This is a genomic window from Vibrio sp. 16 (assembly GCF_963681195.1).
GTDB classification, from domain to species: Bacteria; Pseudomonadota; Gammaproteobacteria; order Enterobacterales; family Vibrionaceae; genus Vibrio; species Vibrio sinaloensis_D.
In genome coordinates, this window is the sequence record NZ_OY808997.1 from 2460095 (window position 1) to 2477724 (window position 17630).

The 17630-nt window shown below is 47.5% G+C and carries 10 protein-coding genes, 6 tRNA genes, 3 rRNA genes and 1 riboswitch; of the genes, 1 reads left to right on the top strand and 18 read right to left on the bottom strand.

What is annotated here, in order from left to right; genetic code table 11:
* Positions 1-20: 20 nt before the first annotated feature.
* The gene (locus U9J37_RS11235) at positions 21-1811 is read left to right on the top strand and encodes an aminopeptidase P family protein (RefSeq protein ID WP_005474427.1); all 1791 of its coding nucleotides are present in this window, start codon (positions 21-23) and stop codon (positions 1809-1811) included.
* A 134-nt stretch (positions 1812-1945) separates the two neighbouring features.
* Here the strand turns inward: U9J37_RS11235 and thiH are convergent, their stop codons facing one another.
* The 18 genes from thiH to U9J37_RS11325 all read right to left on the bottom strand — a co-directional run bounded on the left by thiH (position 1946) and on the right by U9J37_RS11325 (position 17605).
* On the bottom strand, positions 1946-3058 hold the full coding sequence (gene thiH, locus U9J37_RS11240) for a 2-iminoacetate synthase ThiH (RefSeq protein ID WP_005474474.1): 1113 nt from the start codon (positions 3056-3058) through the stop codon (positions 1946-1948).
* Between the two features lie 34 nt (positions 3059-3092).
* Entirely contained in the window at positions 3093-3860 is a 768-nt protein-coding gene (locus U9J37_RS11245; protein ID WP_005474379.1) for a thiazole synthase, read from the bottom strand.
* A gap of 5 nt (positions 3861-3865) precedes the next feature.
* A complete protein-coding gene (gene thiS / locus U9J37_RS11250; RefSeq protein WP_005474472.1) occupies positions 3866-4120 on the bottom strand; it encodes a sulfur carrier protein ThiS in 255 nt (84 codons plus the stop codon).
* Positions 4121-4158: 38 nt separating this feature from the next.
* The gene (locus tag U9J37_RS11255) at positions 4159-4932 is read right to left on the bottom strand and encodes a HesA/MoeB/ThiF family protein (RefSeq protein WP_005474408.1); all 774 of its coding nucleotides are present in this window, start codon (positions 4930-4932) and stop codon (positions 4159-4161) included.
* A complete protein-coding gene (locus U9J37_RS11260) occupies positions 4919-6334 on the bottom strand; it encodes a thiamine phosphate synthase (protein ID WP_005474445.1) in 1416 nt (471 codons plus the stop codon). Before U9J37_RS11260 ends, U9J37_RS11255 begins: the two co-directional genes overlap by 14 nt.
* The gene (gene thiC, locus U9J37_RS11265; protein ID WP_005474464.1) at positions 6334-8274 is read right to left on the bottom strand and encodes a phosphomethylpyrimidine synthase ThiC; all 1941 of its coding nucleotides are present in this window, start codon (positions 8272-8274) and stop codon (positions 6334-6336) included. Before thiC ends, U9J37_RS11260 begins: the two co-directional genes overlap by 1 nt.
* A 125-nt stretch (positions 8275-8399) precedes the next feature.
* Positions 8400-8498, bottom strand: a riboswitch (TPP riboswitch).
* Positions 8499-8566: 68 nt separating this feature from the next.
* On the bottom strand, positions 8567-8950 hold the full coding sequence (crcB, locus tag U9J37_RS11270) for a fluoride efflux transporter CrcB (RefSeq protein WP_005474414.1): 384 nt from the start codon (positions 8948-8950) through the stop codon (positions 8567-8569).
* 582 nt (positions 8951-9532) lie between these two features.
* A tRNA-Trp gene (locus U9J37_RS11275) sits at positions 9533-9609 on the bottom strand.
* Between the two features lie 62 nt (positions 9610-9671).
* Positions 9672-9748, bottom strand: a tRNA-Asp gene (locus tag U9J37_RS11280).
* Between the two features lie 41 nt (positions 9749-9789).
* A 5S ribosomal RNA gene (gene rrf / locus U9J37_RS11285) occupies positions 9790-9905 on the bottom strand.
* 90 nt (positions 9906-9995) lie between these two features.
* A 23S ribosomal RNA gene (locus U9J37_RS11290) occupies positions 9996-12884 on the bottom strand.
* Between the two features lie 265 nt (positions 12885-13149).
* Positions 13150-13225 (bottom strand) — tRNA-Val (locus tag U9J37_RS11295).
* Positions 13226-13263: 38 nt separating this feature from the next.
* A tRNA-Ala gene (locus U9J37_RS11300) sits at positions 13264-13339 on the bottom strand.
* Positions 13340-13348: 9 nt separating this feature from the next.
* Positions 13349-13424: transfer RNA gene (locus U9J37_RS11305), tRNA-Lys, on the bottom strand.
* Between the two features lie 2 nt (positions 13425-13426).
* A tRNA-Glu gene (locus tag U9J37_RS11310) sits at positions 13427-13502 on the bottom strand.
* Positions 13503-13590: 88 nt separating this feature from the next.
* Positions 13591-15142: ribosomal RNA gene (locus tag U9J37_RS11315) — 16S ribosomal RNA — on the bottom strand.
* Together the 16S, 23S and 5S rRNA genes with 6 tRNA genes alongside form the textbook arrangement of a ribosomal RNA operon.
* Positions 15143-15610: 468 nt before the next feature.
* Positions 15611-16138 carry a menaquinone-dependent protoporphyrinogen IX dehydrogenase gene (gene hemG / locus U9J37_RS11320; RefSeq protein WP_005476198.1) on the bottom strand — a complete coding sequence of 176 codons (528 nt, stop codon included), beginning with the start codon at positions 16136-16138 and terminating at the stop codon, positions 15611-15613.
* Between the two features lie 9 nt (positions 16139-16147).
* Positions 16148-17605 (bottom strand): TrkH family potassium uptake protein, encoded by a 1458-nt coding sequence (locus tag U9J37_RS11325; RefSeq protein ID WP_005476124.1) that lies wholly within the window; start codon positions 17603-17605, stop codon positions 16148-16150.
* Positions 17606-17630: the final 25 nt, after the last annotated feature.

A 17630-nucleotide genomic window follows, 5' to 3' on the forward strand; every position in this document is an offset into this window, starting at 1 on the left:
GAAATATGAAGGAATAACCCATGCTCAGCACTACTGAACAGCGTGTGTCAGCTATCCGCCAATGGCTAGCACAACATAATATTGATGCCCTACTTGTCCCACATGAAGACGAGTACTTGGGCGAATACGTACCAGCGCACAACGAGCGTTTACATTGGCTAACGGGTTTTACCGGTTCTGCTGGTGCTGCGGTAATCACCAAAGACAAAGCCGCTATCTTTGTTGATGGTCGCTACACGGTACAAGTAACCAAGCAGGTTCCTGCTGATCTCTTCGAATACCGTCACCTGATTGAAGAGCCTGCACTAGATTGGATTAAAGACCATCTTGTAAATGGCGCGTCTGTGGCAATCGACCCTCGCATGCACAACTCTGCTTGGCTAGACATGGCACAAGCAAAACTTGCAGGTGCACTTGAGCTTAAGATTCTCGACAGCAACCCAATTGATGAGCTGTGGCACGACCGCCCTGCTCCTGTAGTTTCTGATGTTCGCCTAATGGCAACAGAAGCAGTTGGCCAATCAAGTGAAAGCAAACGCCAAGAAATCGCAGAGCTGGTGAAAAAAGCCGGCGCAGACAGCGCAGTGATCACAGCACTTGATTCTATCTGTTGGCTGCTTAACGTTCGTGGTCTAGATGTATCACGTCTACCAGTTCTGCTTTCTCACGCGATTCTGCACTCAGATTCAAGCGTGGAATACTTCCTAGATCCAACTCGTCTACCTGCTGAGTTTGACGCTCATGTTGGTGCGGGCGTAACAGTTCATCACCCAGAAGCATTGCAAGCACGACTAGAAACTCTTACTGGCAAGAATGTACTGGTTGACCCTGCGACAAGTAACGCATGGTTTAAGCTGGTTCTACAAAATGCTGGCGCGTCAGTGGTGAGTAAGGCTGATCCATGCCTAATGCCAAAAGCGGCGAAAAACGCAGTTGAAATCGCAGGTATGAAAGCGTGTCATATCCGTGATGGCGTGGCGATGAGTAAGTTCCTATCTTGGTTAGATGCAGAAGTCGTTGCGGGTAACCTGCATGATGAAGCGGCGCTGGCAGACAAACTGGAAGCGTTCCGTAGCGAAGACCCAACACTGATGGATCTTAGCTTCGATACTATTTCGGCAGCAGGTGGCAATGCAGCGATGTGTCACTACAACCACGAGAACCAACCTGAACCTGGCAAGCTAGAGCTGAACACACTTTACCTAGTGGATTCAGGCGGTCAGTACCTAGATGGCACGACAGACATCACGCGTACTATTGCGATCGGTCAGCCTTCACAAGAGATGATTAAACAATTCACTCTCGCGCTAAAAGGTCACATCGGTGTTGCTCGTGCACGCTTCCCGAAAGGCACACGTGGTTACCAAATCGATACGCTAGCTCGTCAGCACCTGTGGGCGGAAGGCTACGATTACGATCACGGTACTGGTCACGGTGTTGGTCACTTCCTAAGTGTTCATGAAGGTCCGGCGAGCATTTCTAAGAAGCAAATCGACGTGCCTCTAACAGAAGGTATGGTGCTATCCAACGAGCCAGGTTACTACCGTGCAGATGCGTTTGGTATCCGTATCGAGAACCTAGAGCTTGTTGTTGAAACCCCAACTAACGGTGACTTCCCTGTTCTGTCATTTGAGTCGCTAACACGCTGCCCAATCGACAAGCGCAACATCAACGTTGATATGCTAACTCGTCCAGAACTTGCTTGGCTGAATGACTACCATCAGAAGGTATGGGATGAGATCAGCCCACTTGTTGAAGGTGATGTGAAAGAGTGGCTTCGTCAAGCAACGCTACCAGTAGCACACAGCTAGAAGCTAGAAGCTAGAAGCTAGAAGCTAGAAGCTAGAAGCTAGAAAAAGTAGAGGGTTGATGTTTTGCATCAACCCTCTTTTTTTACTTATGTTTCACGTGAAACATAACGATGACCAGTGGCTTTATTTACTGCTTAACCAGAATACGCTGAGTGCCAATCTCGCCATACAGGATCAAAGCCTTTGGCTCGAATCATATCTTCAACAGAACCCGCGCTTCGCTCATCACTGATCTCAAACTGCTCGAGTTCAACATCATCCATCGCATAACCACCCGGCTGAGTTTTCGATGCTGCAGACATACTGGTAATGCCTAAAGGCAATGCGTTATCTCTAAACTTCGGTGACTCACGAGTCGATAATGACAACTCCACTTCTGGATTCAACAAACGATAAGCGCAAATCAGCTGAACAAGTTGCTTATCCGTCATGACTGATTTGGGTTGGAGCGCACCCTTACAAGGACGCAAACGTGGGAAAGAAATCGAGTAACGAGTCTGCCAATACGTGCGCTCAAGATAGTCCAAGTGCGCTGCCACATAAAAACAGTCGGTACGCCACTCTTCCAACCCTATCAATGCGCCAATACCGATCTTATCGATGCCTGCTTTTGCAAGACGATCGGGTGTATCCAATCGGTATTCGAAATCCATCTTATTGCCACGCAGATGGTGCTCGGCGTAAGTCGAAGGATGATATGTTTCTTGATAGACCATCACCGCATCTAAACCCAATGTCTTGAGCTCTGCGTATTCGTCTTGATCTAGCGGCTGCACTTCCATCGCCAAATAGTTAAAGCGCTTCTTAATCATCGGCACCATTTCGCGAAAGTATTTCATGCCCACTTTGGTTTCGTGTTCACCAGTCACCAGCAATACGCTATCGAACTTCATGCGTTTAATAGCTTCAACTTCTGCAGCCACTTCGTATCTATTCAAGGTACGACGCTTGATTCTGTTCTCCATTGAGAAGCCACAATAAGTACAAGCATTGGCGCACAAGTTAGAAAGGTACAGTGGAATGTATAGCGACATGGTATTACCAAAACGCTTGCGAGTTGCCGAGTATGACAGCTGCGCCATTTGCTCTAAGTACGCTTCAGCCGCTGGTGAAATTAGCGCTTTAAAGTCTTCCAAATCACGCTTGGGTTTATTCAATGCTCGCTCGACATCTTGTGCCGTTTTCGCGTAGATCGACATCGAAATGTCATCCCAATTCAGCTGCTTAAATTGTTCAACGAAGCTCATGTTTTCCTCGCTTAATAGCTAAACCAATCTAGGACTAAAGCTCATCTAGGAATGACGTCAGTGGACTCGACGCAACCGCATGAGAAACCTGACCAGCAAGTCCGGCTTCATAAGCCATACGCCCTGACTCTACCGCCAACTTAAATGCCTTCGCCATAGCAACGGGATCGCGCGAAGCTGCAATCGCAGTATTGACGAGCACGGCATCCGCGCCCATTTCCATCGCACGCGCGGCATGTGAAGGAGCACCAATACCCGCATCAACAATGACAGGAACATTAGCTTGGTCGATGATGATCTCTAGGAAATCGTGAGAAACTATCCCTTTGTTGGAGCCGATCGGCGCACCCAACGGCATTACCGCAGCACAGCCTACCTCTTCCAATCGTTTACACAGAACTGGGTCAGCATGACAATAAGGAAGCACGATGAAACCTTCACGAACCAGTTGTTCAGCGGCCGCAAGCGTCTCAATTGGATCGGGCATCAAGTACTTCGGGTCTGGGTGAATTTCCAGTTTTAGCCAGTTTGTACCTAACGCTTCTCTCGCCAATTGTGCAGCAAACACAGCATCTTTAGCAGTCTTTGCACCTGAGGTGTTCGGCAATAAGTTCACACCCGCTTGTACTAGCGGCAGTAAAATATCGTCTTGTTGGTCGTTCACATCCACACGCTTCAATGCCATGGTCGCAAGTTGAGAACCCGATACTTGAATCGCTTCCGCCATTAATCGGCTGTTGGCAAACTTCCCTGTTCCCATGAACAGTCTTGATTCGAATTGTTTATCACCAATTTTAAGCATCGACTTTAGCCCCCTGCGATCGCTTGAAACAGAGATATGCTATCTCCCTGTGAAAGAACTGTGCTAGCCCACTCACTGCGCGGCACAACATTGTTATTGATTGCAAAAACACAGCCCATTTCAGGCAGCGCAAATTGACTAATGATTTGCTGTAGATTCGACTCACTGGCAACTTGATGCAACTGGTCATTGATGACAATAGTGATCACATCTAAGTCAGCAGCGGTCATTTGTGTTGTTTGTTGTTCTGTTAACGTCATTGCTTCCAACTCTCTTAATTCTGCCCACTACTCGTAAGCTAAATCTGAGCACACACTTGGCACTGTTTGTCGTTGCTTATCGCCATGGTTTGCCATTGCAGTTTCAATCCATCAAACAGGTGCAACTTGGCAGTCTCGACATGAAACTTTCCCGTCGCCAGTTTTTGAATTGCTGCTATCGCTTGGTAGTTGCCAAGTGTGCCCACCACCGGACCGACGACCCCGCTCTCACTGCACTTTTGCGTTTGCGGTAATTCGTCAAACGGATACAAACAGCGGTAACAGGCTTTTCTCTGCGCTTGTTGTTCACTTGGTGTTTGGTAATCAAAGACAGCGAATTGCCCTTGCCAACCAATTGCCGCCGCTGAGATAAGTGGCGTATTTTGCTCGAAACAAACTTGATTAATGAGCTGGCGCGTTGGCATGTTATCGGTGCAGTCCAACACCACATCCGCCAGCATCACCTCAAGCTGCAGCTGCGCTTTGTCTAACCGCTTATTGAGAGCACGAATTTGAACCATAGAATTAAGTTCAGTGAGTTGCTTTACAGTCGCTTTTGTTTTTGCAACTTGGAGGTCTTGTTCACGATAAATGATCTGACGCTGTAGGTTACTGCTATCAACTTCATCGTCATCAACCACAACCAATTTACCAACGCCCGCTGATGCCAAGTACAAACTCGCTGCGCTCCCTAATCCACCACAACCGATGATCAGCACATGCGATTTGCTCAAACGCTCTTGCCCACTTTCAGCAATTTCAGGCAGAGCAACTTGACGTTGATAGCGAAGGAACTGCTTATCCGTGAGCATGTTCGCCTCTCTTGGTATGCGTCAGTTCACTATTCTGATCAGCAAACGTTAGCTGTCTTTCCTTCATCAGTTGTGCGAAGAACTCGATGACGGACTTAGGTGATTCTGCCAAGGTAATAGCTCGCACAACTGCCAAACTAGAAACACCTGTTTGCCAAACTTGGCCTGCATTAGATTGGTCAATACCACCAATCGCGACCGTCGGAAAGCCAAGCACATAGTCACTCACGGCTTTGTCTTTTGCAGGACGGAAAGCAGCCTCTGTATTTGTATAAGGAATGCTATCAATCAGCTTTTGATACAAAGCCAAGCGCACCAAACCTTGTGGTTTCGATGGCATCTGTTTAGTGGTGGTTGGGAAAATATGCCCTAGCGCGATGTAACTAGGATGAATTTGTACGATGCGCAGTAGCTCATAATAACCATGAGTAGAAAGACCAAGACGAATACCGGCTTTAGTTAGCTGAGCTAAATTCGATTCTTCAATGTCTTCTTGTCCGAGATGAACACCATAAGCGCTATGCTTGATTGCCAACTGCCAATAGTCATTGATGAACACTTGTGCTTGATACTGACGACCTAGCTCAATTGCTCGAATGATCTGTTGTTCTAAATCGGCTTGTTGTTGGTTCTTGATTCGTAGCTGAATAGTGTTGATGCCTAAAGGCAGTAAACGCTCAATCCAAGCGACATCATCAACGACTGGATAGAGCCCTAGACTTTGCTTAGTTAGAGATGGAAATCTAACGCTCTCTCCTTGTGCAGACCAACCAACTTGAATACCTAGTCGGTTATCCTCCAGTACAGGAGTGGGGAAATCATCAAACTGGTCAGCCCACTGTGTAGGCCGTCCCTCATCAAGGTTGTCATTCAACAGTGTTTCACGTGAAACATTCGCTTGTTGAGTTAGCATTCCTCGAGCAAGTGTTAACGCATCTTCGATAGGAAAATCGAGAACTGTCAGTGTAACTATCCAAGCAAGGTGATGTTCGGGATTGAACATTGCGTTGAGTTTGGACTTAACAGAAAGCGCTCTCACTTCGTTGTTAATTGGGTGACGCCAGATATCAAGCTGAAGCACATTCTCCTTTTTATCGGATAGCTGCGTATCAGCAATGCCAATATAAATCGCTTTCGACGGTTGCTTAGCACATGCTTCTACCGATAAAGCAGAGCAGTAATAGAGCGTAAATGAACACTCACGATAAGAGTCATAACCATCAATAAGATCAGTCGTTATGTGTGTGGTCTGTTGGTCGCGAACAAGCTGAATAGATTGAGTTGGGCTAATGCCCAACTCAATGTCTTCAATGCTAAAACCCTGTCCTTTCGCCAACAACAGACATTCTTGAACTAGGCCTGTCAGTTCAATCAGTGATGACGGAATAAGGATTTTGCTCATTAGTCACTTACCTCGGCATGTGCTGCTGGGTGGTATAACTCAGAACCTGACTCTCTAAATTCTTGCGATTTCTGACGCATCCCCTCCAAAGGATCATCAAGCATCTTGATCGAAATAGCTTGATCCGCAGCCACTTGCTCAGTATCTTTCGCGTACTCTCGTACCTCTTGCGAAATCTTCATCGAGCAAAACTTTGGCCCGCACATCGAACAGAAGTGAGCAACTTTTCCAGACTCTTGAGGCAAGGTTTCATCATGGAAGGCACGAGCGGTATCGGGGTCGAGTGACAAGTTAAATTGGTCTTCCCAACGGAACTCGAAGCGAGCCTTAGAAAGCGCGTTATCACGAACTTGTGCACCAGGGTGTCCTTTCGCCAAATCAGCGGCGTGCGCAGCAAGCTTGTAAGTGATCATGCCTACTTTCACGTCTTCTTTGTTTGGTAAACCAAGATGCTCTTTAGGAGTGACGTAGCAAAGCATTGCACAGCCATACCAACCAATCATGGCAGCGCCGATGCCAGAAGTAATATGGTCGTAACCAGGAGCGACGTCTGTCGTCAGTGGACCAAGTGTGTAGAAAGGAGCCTCATGACAGTGCTCTAGTTGCTCTTCCATGTTCTCTTTGATCATGTGCATTGGAACATGACCAGGACCTTCGATAATCACCTGTACGTCGTATTCCCACGCTATCTTGGTTAACTCACCAAGGGTACGAAGCTCTGCAAATTGCGCTTCGTCGTTAGCATCGGCAACAGAACCAGGACGCAGACCATCACCGAGAGAAAGTGCCACATCATACTTGGCACAGATTTCACAGATCTCTCGGAAGTGGGTATATAAGAAGCTTTCTTGGTGATGGGCTAAACACCATTTCGCGATGATCGAACCACCACGAGAAACGATGCCAGTAACGCGTTTTGCTGTCATTGGTACATAGCGAAGTAGTAAACCGGCATGGATAGTGAAATAGTCAACGCCCTGCTCTGCTTGCTCAATCAGAGTATCGCGCATCACTTCCCAGTTAAGGTTTTCCGCAACACCATTCACTTTCTCAAGCGCTTGGTACATTGGTACGGTACCGATCGGAACCGGACTGTTACGTAGAATCCACTCGCGAGTTTCGTGAATATTACGTCCAGTAGAAAGGTCCATAACGGTATCCCCACCCCAGCGCGTCGCCCACACGAGCTTCTCTACTTCTTCCTCAATCGAAGACGTCACCGATGAGTTACCGATGTTGGCATTCACTTTAACCAAAAAGTTACGGCCAATGATCATTGGTTCGGATTCTGGGTGATTGATATTAGAAGGGATAATTGCGCGACCTTCGGCGACTTCTTTACGCACAAATTCGGCGGTAATGTCTTTTGGAAGGTTCGCCCCGAAGCTTTGACCTGGATGCTGCTGATTCAACACTTCATCACGGTATTGAGCGCGTCCCATATTCTCACGCAGAGCGATGTATTCCATTTCAGGGGTGATAATACCTTTGCGAGCATAGTGCAATTGAGTCACGCACTGCCCATCTTTAGCACGTCGAATACGTGGTAGATTGCCGTAACGAAGATCGTCTAGCGTTTCATCTTCTAGGCGCTCTTTGGTGTATACAGAGCTTACTTCATCAAGTAGTTCAGTATCGGCACGCTCTTCAATCCACCCTTCTCTCAACTTAGGCAAGCCATTGTAAAGGTCTATGGTGTGATTTGGGTCTGTGTATACACCTGAGGTATCGTAAACGCGAACTGGCTCATTAGGCTCAAAAATAGGCGCTTCTTTCGTGCCTCCAATAAGGCTATCAGCGAGTGATATTTCACGCATTGGCACACGAATATCGGGACGTGAACCCTCTACGTAGACTTTGCTTGAATTTGGGTACGGTTGTACCGAGAGTGTATCAATGAACTGTTTTGCTTCCAGTCTCGCTTGCTTGCGACTCGACATAGCATTTTTCCTTGCTTTGTAATTAGTTTGGATAAAAATGCTTGGCGGAAAGATGCGACAAGAGGTTTCAAGACACCACGAAATGTGTTGCTTGAATATAGATAGATCACTGACGGGGAAATATAGTGATCTCTTCTCCTGTTCCCTTCGCAGATTCTAATCTGATCAGGTTCAACGGATCCCGAACTAACGGTCTCAGCCTTATGGCACTCCGACAAGTGAAAACAGTATATAAAATCGGCTTGGTTAAACCAAGCCGACCTGTATAAAAATAACGAGAAGAGCCGTATTGCTAACTCTTAATAAGTAGCTGGAATCCTATCCACGCTGCAGAGATACTCAGAACAACATTAAGCAGCACATTGAGTCCCATCTTGAAAAAAGCACCTTGCTGCATCAAAAGAACATTATCCATAGAGAATGTTGAAAAAGTTGTTAATGCTCCAAGGAAACCAAGGCCAATGATTTGACGCCAAGGCTCAGTTGCAATCAGCTCATTTTCGAAAGCTGCAATGAGCAAGCCCATAATGAAAGAGCCAACCACATTAACAGTTAGCGTACCGTAAGGAAAACCTCGCCCCAGCAATACGACACACAGCTCAGAAATTAGGTAACGAGAACACGCACCAAATGCACCACCTAGTGCAATAAACCCAAGAATAGACAGTTGTCCCATGACACCCCCATATTTAACTGCTCACTATTGTAGCTTTTACTCGCTATTTATCGATCAGAAAATGGCTAACTTATCTCAATCAAAGTTTGAAATTTCAAAAGTTACAGGCATCACTTTTCCCGTTGTATACAAATAATACACGCATACAACTTTATCGTATTAGCCTTAGGATGGAGGGAAAACTTCAATGAGTTTCCTCCGTGTAAAGATGACTTATTTGTGGACAGAGCTTAGTCTTTGAACTGTACGAGCGAGAATAGTTACTCTGTTAATTTGACTAGCTCACACAAATACCCGCTCCGTAGCTTTGAATATGGAAGAAACAGAAGAGACTGACAAGATGAGGGCTTAATCGAACTAGAGACTCAAGATAAATAACATTGCTTCAAATACAAAAAAACCTCAGCATTTCTGCTGAGGTTTTTGAATATGGCAGGGGTGGACCGGGCTGGTGCTCCAGAGATTCGAACTCCCAACTCGCGCTGTTTTTTGATAAGTCGGAGAATCCGCTGCTCAGCCAATTGATTACTTCAACATCAAAAAAGTAAAAAGGCCCCAGTCTTTCGACTAGAGCCTTAAATATGGCAGGGGTGGAGAGATTCGAACTCCCAACACGCGGATTTGGAATCCGCTGCTCTGCCAATTGGAGCTACACCCCTGTAGAACCTTTTCAAATTGTAGATTCGAAAAAACCTCGCATTAAGCGAGGTTTCGAGATAAGTGGCGGAGTGGACGGGACTCGAACCCGCGACCCCCGGCGTGACAGGCCGGTATTCTAACCAACTGAACTACCACTCCGCAGTGGCGTACTCGCTACAAGCAAGTGTCCATAATTTAAAGCCTGGCGATGTCCTACTCTCACATGGGGAAGCCCCACACTACCATCGGCGCTAATTCGTTTCACTTCTGAGTTCGGCATGGAATCAGGTGGGTCCAAATCGCTATGGTCGCCAAGCAAATTCTTTAATCTGGAAAGCTGTTTGTGCTCTCAAAACACAATCAAGTAATTCTTGTATCGAGTCCATCAAAACCCTTTGGGTGTTGTATGGTTAAGCCTCACGGGCAATTAGTACAGGTTAGCTCAATGCCTCACAGCACTTACACACCCTGCCTATCAACGTTCTAGTCTCGAACAACCCTTTAGGACTCTCAAGGAGTCAGGGAAGACTCATCTCAGGGCTCGCTTCCCGCTTAGATGCTTTCAGCGGTTATCGATTCCGAACTTAGCTACCGGGCAATGCGTCTGGCGACACAACCCGAACACCAGAGGTTCGTCCACTCCGGTCCTCTCGTACTAGGAGCAGCCCCCTTCAATCTTCCAACGCCCACGGCAGATAGGGACCGAACTGTCTCACGACGTTCTAAACCCAGCTCGCGTACCACTTTAAATGGCGAACAGCCATACCCTTGGGACCGACTTCAGCCCCAGGATGTGATGAGCCGACATCGAGGTGCCAAACACCGCCGTCGATATGAACTCTTGGGCGGTATCAGCCTGTTATCCCCGGAGTACCTTTTATCCGTTGAGCGATGGCCCTTCCATTCAGAACCACCGGATCACTATGACCTGCTTTCGCACCTGCTCGAATTGTCATTCTCGCAGTCAAGCGGGCTTATGCCATTGCACTAACCTCACGATGTCCAACCGTGATTAGCCCACCTTCGTGCTCCTCCGTTACTCTTTGGGAGGAGACCGCCCCAGTCAAACTACCCACCAGGCACTGTCCGCAACCCCGATAAGGGGTCAACGTTAGAACATCAACACTACAAGGGTGGTATTTCAAGGACGGCTCCACCGATACTGGCGTACCGGTTTCAAAGCCTCCCACCTATCCTACACATGTAGGGTCAATGTTCAGTGCCAAGCTGTAGTAAAGGTTCACGGGGTCTTTCCGTCTAGCCGCGGGTACACTGCATCTTCACAGCGATTTCAATTTCACTGAGTCTCGGGTGGAGACAGCGTGGCCATCATTACGCCATTCGTGCAGGTCGGAACTTACCCGACAAGGAATTTCGCTACCTTAGGACCGTTATAGTTACGGCCGCCGTTTACCGGGGCTTCGATCAAGAGCTTCGTACAAGTACTAACCCCATCAATTAACCTTCCGGCACCGGGCAGGCGTCACACCGTATACGTCATCTTACGATTTTGCACAGTGCTGTGTTTTTAATAAACAGTTGCAGCCACCTGGTATCTGCGACTCTCAATAGCTCCATCCGCAAGGGACTTCACCGTCAAGAGCGTACCTTCTCCCGAAGTTACGGTACCATTTTGCCTAGTTCCTTCACCCGAGTTCTCTCAAGCGCCTTGGTATTCTCTACCCGACCACCTGTGTCGGTTTGGGGTACGATTCCTTACAATCTGAAGCTTAGAGGCTTTTCCTGGAAGCATGGCATCAATGACTTCACACCCGTAGGTGCTCGACGTCGTGTCTCAGCCTTAAAGAGAGCCGGATTTACCTAACTCTCAAGCCTACGCACTTGAACCTGGACAACCGTCGCCAGGCCCACCTAGCCTTCTCCGTCCCCCCATCGCAATTGTAAGAAGTACGGGAATATTAACCCGTTTCCCATCGACTACGCCTTTCGGCCTCGCCTTAGGGGTCGACTTACCCTGCCCCGATTAACGTTGGACAGGAACCCTTGGTCTTCCGGCGAGGAGGTTTTTCACCCCCTTTATCGTTACTCATGTCAGCATTCGCACTTCTGATACCTCCAGCATGCTTTACAACACACCTTCAACGGCTTACAGAACGCTCCCCTACCCAATGACTAAAAGTCATTGCCGCAGCTTCGGTTTATAGCTTAGCCCCGTTACATCTTCCGCGCAGGCCGACTCGACTAGTGAGCTATTACGCTTTCTTTAAATGATGGCTGCTTCTAAGCCAACATCCTAGCTGTCTAAGCCTTCCCACATCGTTTCCCACTTAGCTATAATTTGGGACCTTAGCTGGCGGTCTGGGTTGTTTCCCTCTCCACGACGGACGTTAGCACCCGCCGTGTGTCTCCCGGATAGTACTTACTGGTATTCGGAGTTTGCAAAGGGTTGGTAAGTCGGGATGACCCCCTAGCCTTAACAGTGCTCTACCCCCAGTAGTATTCATCCGAGGCTCTACCTAAATAGATTTCGGGGAGAACCAGCTATCTCCAGGTTTGATTGGCCTTTCACCCCTAGCCACAAGTCATCCGCTAATTTTTCAACATTAGTCGGTTCGGTCCTCCAGTTGATGTTACTCAACCTTCAACCTGCCCATGGCTAGATCACCTGGTTTCGGGTCTATATCCAGCAACTCGACGCCCAGTTAAGACTCGATTTCTCTACGGCTCCCCTAGATGGTTAACCTTGCTACTGAATATAAGTCGCTGACCCATTATACAAAAGGTACGCAGTCACACCACGAAGGTGCTCCTACTGCTTGTACGTACACGGTTTCAGGTTCTATTTCACTCCCCTCACAGGGGTTCTTTTCGCCTTTCCCTCACGGTACTGGTTCACTATCGGTCAGTCAGTAGTATTTAGCCTTGGAGGATGGTCCCCCCATATTCAGACAGGATATCACGTGTCCCGCCCTACTCGATTTCACTGAACACACATCGTCAACTACGGGACTATCACCCTGTATCGTCGGACTTTCCAGACCGTTCGTCTAACGCGTGTAAAGCTTAAGGGCTAGTCCAATTTCGCTCGCCGCTACTTTCGGAATCTCGGTTGATTTCTTTTCCTCGGGGTACTTAGATGTTTCAGTTCCCCCGGTTCGCCTCGTTATGCTATGTATTCACATAACGATACTTACTTATGTAAGTGGGTTTCCCCATTCGGAAATCCCAGACTCAAATGGTTTTTACTACCTAATCTGGGCTTATCGCAAGTTAATACGTCCTTCATCGCCTCTGACTGCCAAGGCATCCACCGTGTACGCTTAGTCACTTAACCATACAACCCCAAAGGGTCTTCTAGTCAACTAACCAAAGTTGTCTGCATTTTTATACATGTGCAGACACGATTTTGCCGGACTCAAATTCCAAGAACACTTGAATGTGTTGTTTGGTGTTTGTCATAAAGACAAACATTGAGAACTTTACAATCAACAATAATTTGTTGATTTGTCAGCTTTCCAAATTGTTAAAGAGCTAGATTTGACTTTCTATTTAAAGAAAGAAACCATTTTTAAAGATTCTTTTGAAAGAACACTTAAAGATGGTGGGCGATACCGGGCTCGAACCAGTGACCCCCTGCTTGTAAGGCAGGTGCTCTCCCAACTGAGCTAATCGCCCATATTAGTTTTATTTCTTATAGGAAGAAGTTTCTCGAATGGTGGAGCTATGCGGGATCGAACCGCAGACCTCCTGCGTGCAAGGCAGGCGCTCTCCCAGCTGAGCTATAGCCCCATCGAGAAATGGTGGGTCGTGCAGGATTCGAACCTGCGACCAATTGATTAAAAGTCAACTGCTCTACCAACTGAGCTAACGACCCAATGGTATCCCGTAGGGGAGTCGAACCCCTGTTACCGCCGTGAAAGGGCGGTGTCCTAGGCCTCTAGACGAACGGGACACTAAGTTGAAGATATTGGGATATCTTCTATCTCTTAAACTTTATAAACCATCAATCTGTGTGAACACTCATCGCAATAATCATCGTATAAGGAGGTGATCCAGCGCCAGGTTCCCCTAGCGCTACCTTGTTACGACTTCACCCCAGTCATGAACCACAAAGTGGTGAGCGTCCCCCCGAAGGTTAAACTACCCACTTCTTTTGCAGCCCACTCCCATGGTGTGACGGGCGGTGTGTACAAGGCCCGGGAACGTATTCACCGTGGCATTCTGATCCACGATTACTAGCGATTCCGACTTCATGGAGTCGAGTTGCAGACTCCAATCCGGACTACGACGCACTTTTTGGGATTCGCTCACTCTCGCAAGTTGGCCGCCCTCTGTATGCGCCATTGTAGCACGTGTGTAGCCCTACTCGTAAGGGCCATGATGACTTGACGTCGTCCCCACCTTCCTCCGGTTTATCACCGGCAGTCTCCCTGGAGTTCCCACCCGAAGTGCTGGCAAACAAGGATAAGGGTTGCGCTCGTTGCGGGACTTAACCCAACATTTCACAACACGAGCTGACGACAGCCATGCAGCACCTGTCTCTCAGTTCCCGAAGGCACACTCGTATCTCTACAAGCTTCTGAGGATGTCAAGAGTAGGTAAGGTTCTTCGCGTTGCATCGAATTAAACCACATGCTCCACCGCTTGTGCGGGCCCCCGTCAATTCATTTGAGTTTTAATCTTGCGACCGTACTCCCCAGGCGGTCTACTTAACGCGTTAGCTCCGAAAGCCACGGCTCAAGGCCACAACCTCCAAGTAGACATCGTTTACGGCGTGGACTACCAGGGTATCTAATCCTGTTTGCTCCCCACGCTTTCGCATCTGAGTGTCAGTATCTGTCCAGGGGGCCGCCTTCGCCACCGGTATTCCTTCAGATCTCTACGCATTTCACCGCTACACCTGAAATTCTACCCCCCTCTACAGTACTCTAGTCTGCCAGTTTCAAATGCAATTCCGAGGTTGAGCCCCGGGCTTTCACATCTGACTTAACAAACCACCTGCATGCGCTTTACGCCCAGTAATTCCGATTAACGCTCGCACCCTCCGTATTACCGCGGCTGCTGGCACGGAGTTAGCCGGTGCTTCTTCTGCAGCTAACGTCAAATGATGCCGCTATTAACGACAACACCTTCCTCACTGCTGAAAGTACTTTACAACCCGAAGGCCTTCTTCATACACGCGGCATGGCTGCATCAGGCTTGCGCCCATTGTGCAATATTCCCCACTGCTGCCTCCCGTAGGAGTCTGGACCGTGTCTCAGTTCCAGTGTGGCTGATCATCCTCTCAGACCAGCTAGGGATCGTCGCCTTGGTGAGCCCTTACCTCACCAACTAGCTAATCCCACCTGGGCATATCCTGACGCGAGAGGCCCGAAGGTCCCCCTCTTTGAGCCGAAGCTATTATGCGGTATTAGCCATCGTTTCCAATGGTTATCCCCCACATCAGGGCAATTTCCCAGGCATTACTCACCCGTCCGCCGCTCGACGCCGTTATCGTTCCCCGAAGGTCCAGATAACTCGTTTCCGCTCGACTTGCATGTGTTAGGCCTGCCGCCAGCGTTCAATCTGAGCCATGATCAAACTCTTCAATTTAAGATTTTGTCGGCTCAATGAATACTGAACATTGCTTTTGCTAATAAATAGCATAAGTAATGTTTGAATTGACTGTGCTGAATCTTTCGATTCAATGGTCACTTCGTTTCATTGAAACCAAATTTGATACCGAAGTATCTAATTGGATTATCATCAACGAGTGCCCACACAGATTGATAGGTTTATATTGTTAAAGAGCTTTCCGCTTGAGCTTCGCTCAAATCGGACGGCCATTTTAGCGAGATAAAGTTTAGTGTCAACCACTTTTTTCAAACTTTTTTCAAACGTTTCCGCTTGGCTAATTGACCTTGCTAACTGGGCTTTCGTTTCTTTTGAAGCGTTGCCGTGTCAGCGAGGTGGCATTATAGGGATCGGAATTATCTTGGCAAGCCCTTTTTGCCTTTTTTTCTAACTTTTTAACTGTTCGGTCAATAATTAGGCCAAAACAGCTAAAAACATACCTTATGATTACAAATCTACAAACTTTTGGCTAAATAAGGCGACTTTTTCCCAGTTGGTGTACTCCACTTCTTTTGTTGTATCTGTCTCTCCACCAGTCAGGGTCATGATCAGCTTAATCATCATTTTATCGAATAGACCATAGCGAGGATAATAGAGAGCACCAGCAAACACACCGATAAGCTCAGGATGCCAGGGCGACTTTTTCAAGAAGGTACGAATATAGGCACTGCCTTCAGGTGTATCTTTTCCCTGCTCTTCTTTACGAGCGGTTAGATTCACGCAAAAGAATGCGACTTTATTTCGTTCTAGATGTTCAAGATTCTGCTCAATAAACTGATACAGTTTCTTATTAAGGTGACCATAACGAATAGAAGCCCCAATCAAGACCCTGTCGTAATGACTGAAGTCGACCGTTGTGACAGTATGTAGGTCCACCAGCTCACACTCGAAGTCTGTTAGCTGTTCTTCTATATAGTGAAGAATTTTTTTTGTCTGCCCTTCACGAGAAGAGTATAAAAATAGTGCTTTAGCCAAAATTGTTCCTTAACTCCGCCAAAACGTAGGCGTGAGTAGTATAAGAAGAGTGAACACTTCTAGACGACCAAACAGCATGGATACGATCAACACCCACTTTGCTTTGTCATTAATATCACCAAAATGAAGCGCCACCTCACCTAAACCAGGGCCTAAATTGTTCAATGTCGCTGCGACCGCAGAGAAAGCGCTCAGCTCATCAATACCCGTCGCGATTAACGCTAGCATACAAACCACGAACACTAGCGCATATGCAGAGAAGAATCCCCAAACCGCATCAACAACACGCTGTGACAAGGCGGTACCACCCACTTTGATGGTATAAACCGCACGCGGGTGAACCAAACGCTTCAGCTCACGAGCACCTTGTAAGGTCAGTAGCAGAATACGGATCACTTTCATACCACCACCTGTCGAGCCTGCACAACCACCGATAAAAGAAGAAAACAATAGCAACACTGGTAAGAACAATGGCCAATCAGAGAAACCTGTTGTGGTAAAACCCGCTGTAGTTGATATGGAAACAGTTTGGAATAGCGCTTGGTCAAATGCGTCGTACACCGAATCATAAGAGTGGTGATTCAACAGCACTAAAAAACATACAACAAACAAGATCGCTTGAATGAATAGAAAGGCGCGAAACTCTGGATCTTTCCAATAGTATTTAGGATGTACTCCACCAGATGCAAACGCGGCGAAGTGCAAAGAATAGTTACATGCCGAGATTAACAAGAAGACAACGGTAATCATGTTAATGGCGTAACTATCAAAGTACCCCATACTCGCATCGTGTGTGGAGAAGCCACCAATTGCGATAGTAGAGAAGCTATGACTAATCGCATCGAATGGGGTCATGCCCGCTAGCCAAAACGCACCAGCACAGGCCAAAGTTAAACTCAGATAGATATACCAAAGCGCTTTTGCTGTCTCAGCAATCCTAGGAGTCATCTTGGAGTCTTTTACCGGACCAGGGATTTCTGCGCGGTAAAGCTGCATACCACCGATACCTAATACTGGAAGGATGGCAACGGCGAGAACGATGATGCCCATACCACCAAACCATTGCAGAAACTGGCGATAGAACAAGATCGCTTTTGGCAAATCATCCAAACCAACAATCACTGTAGCACCAGTGGTTGTTAAGGCAGAAAAGGATTCAAAGAACGCGTCGGTTACCGAAATATTTGGGTTATCTGAGAGTAAAAAGGGAATAGAGCCGGCACTACCAAGTACAGTCCAAAACAGGACGACGATCAAAAAGCCATCTCGAGCTTTTAATTCGTGCTTAAACCGACGATTGGGGAACCAACATACTGCACCACAAAATAGCAGTACGAAAAAAGTAGTAACAAACGCAACCCCCGCGCCATCACGATAAATAAGCGCAACCAAAGCGGGCGCAAGCATGGAGACACTAAAAAGGGCGAGCAATAGCCCGACAATGCGAATAATTGAACGAAATTGCATGTGTGATTAATGAATGAAGCAGAGC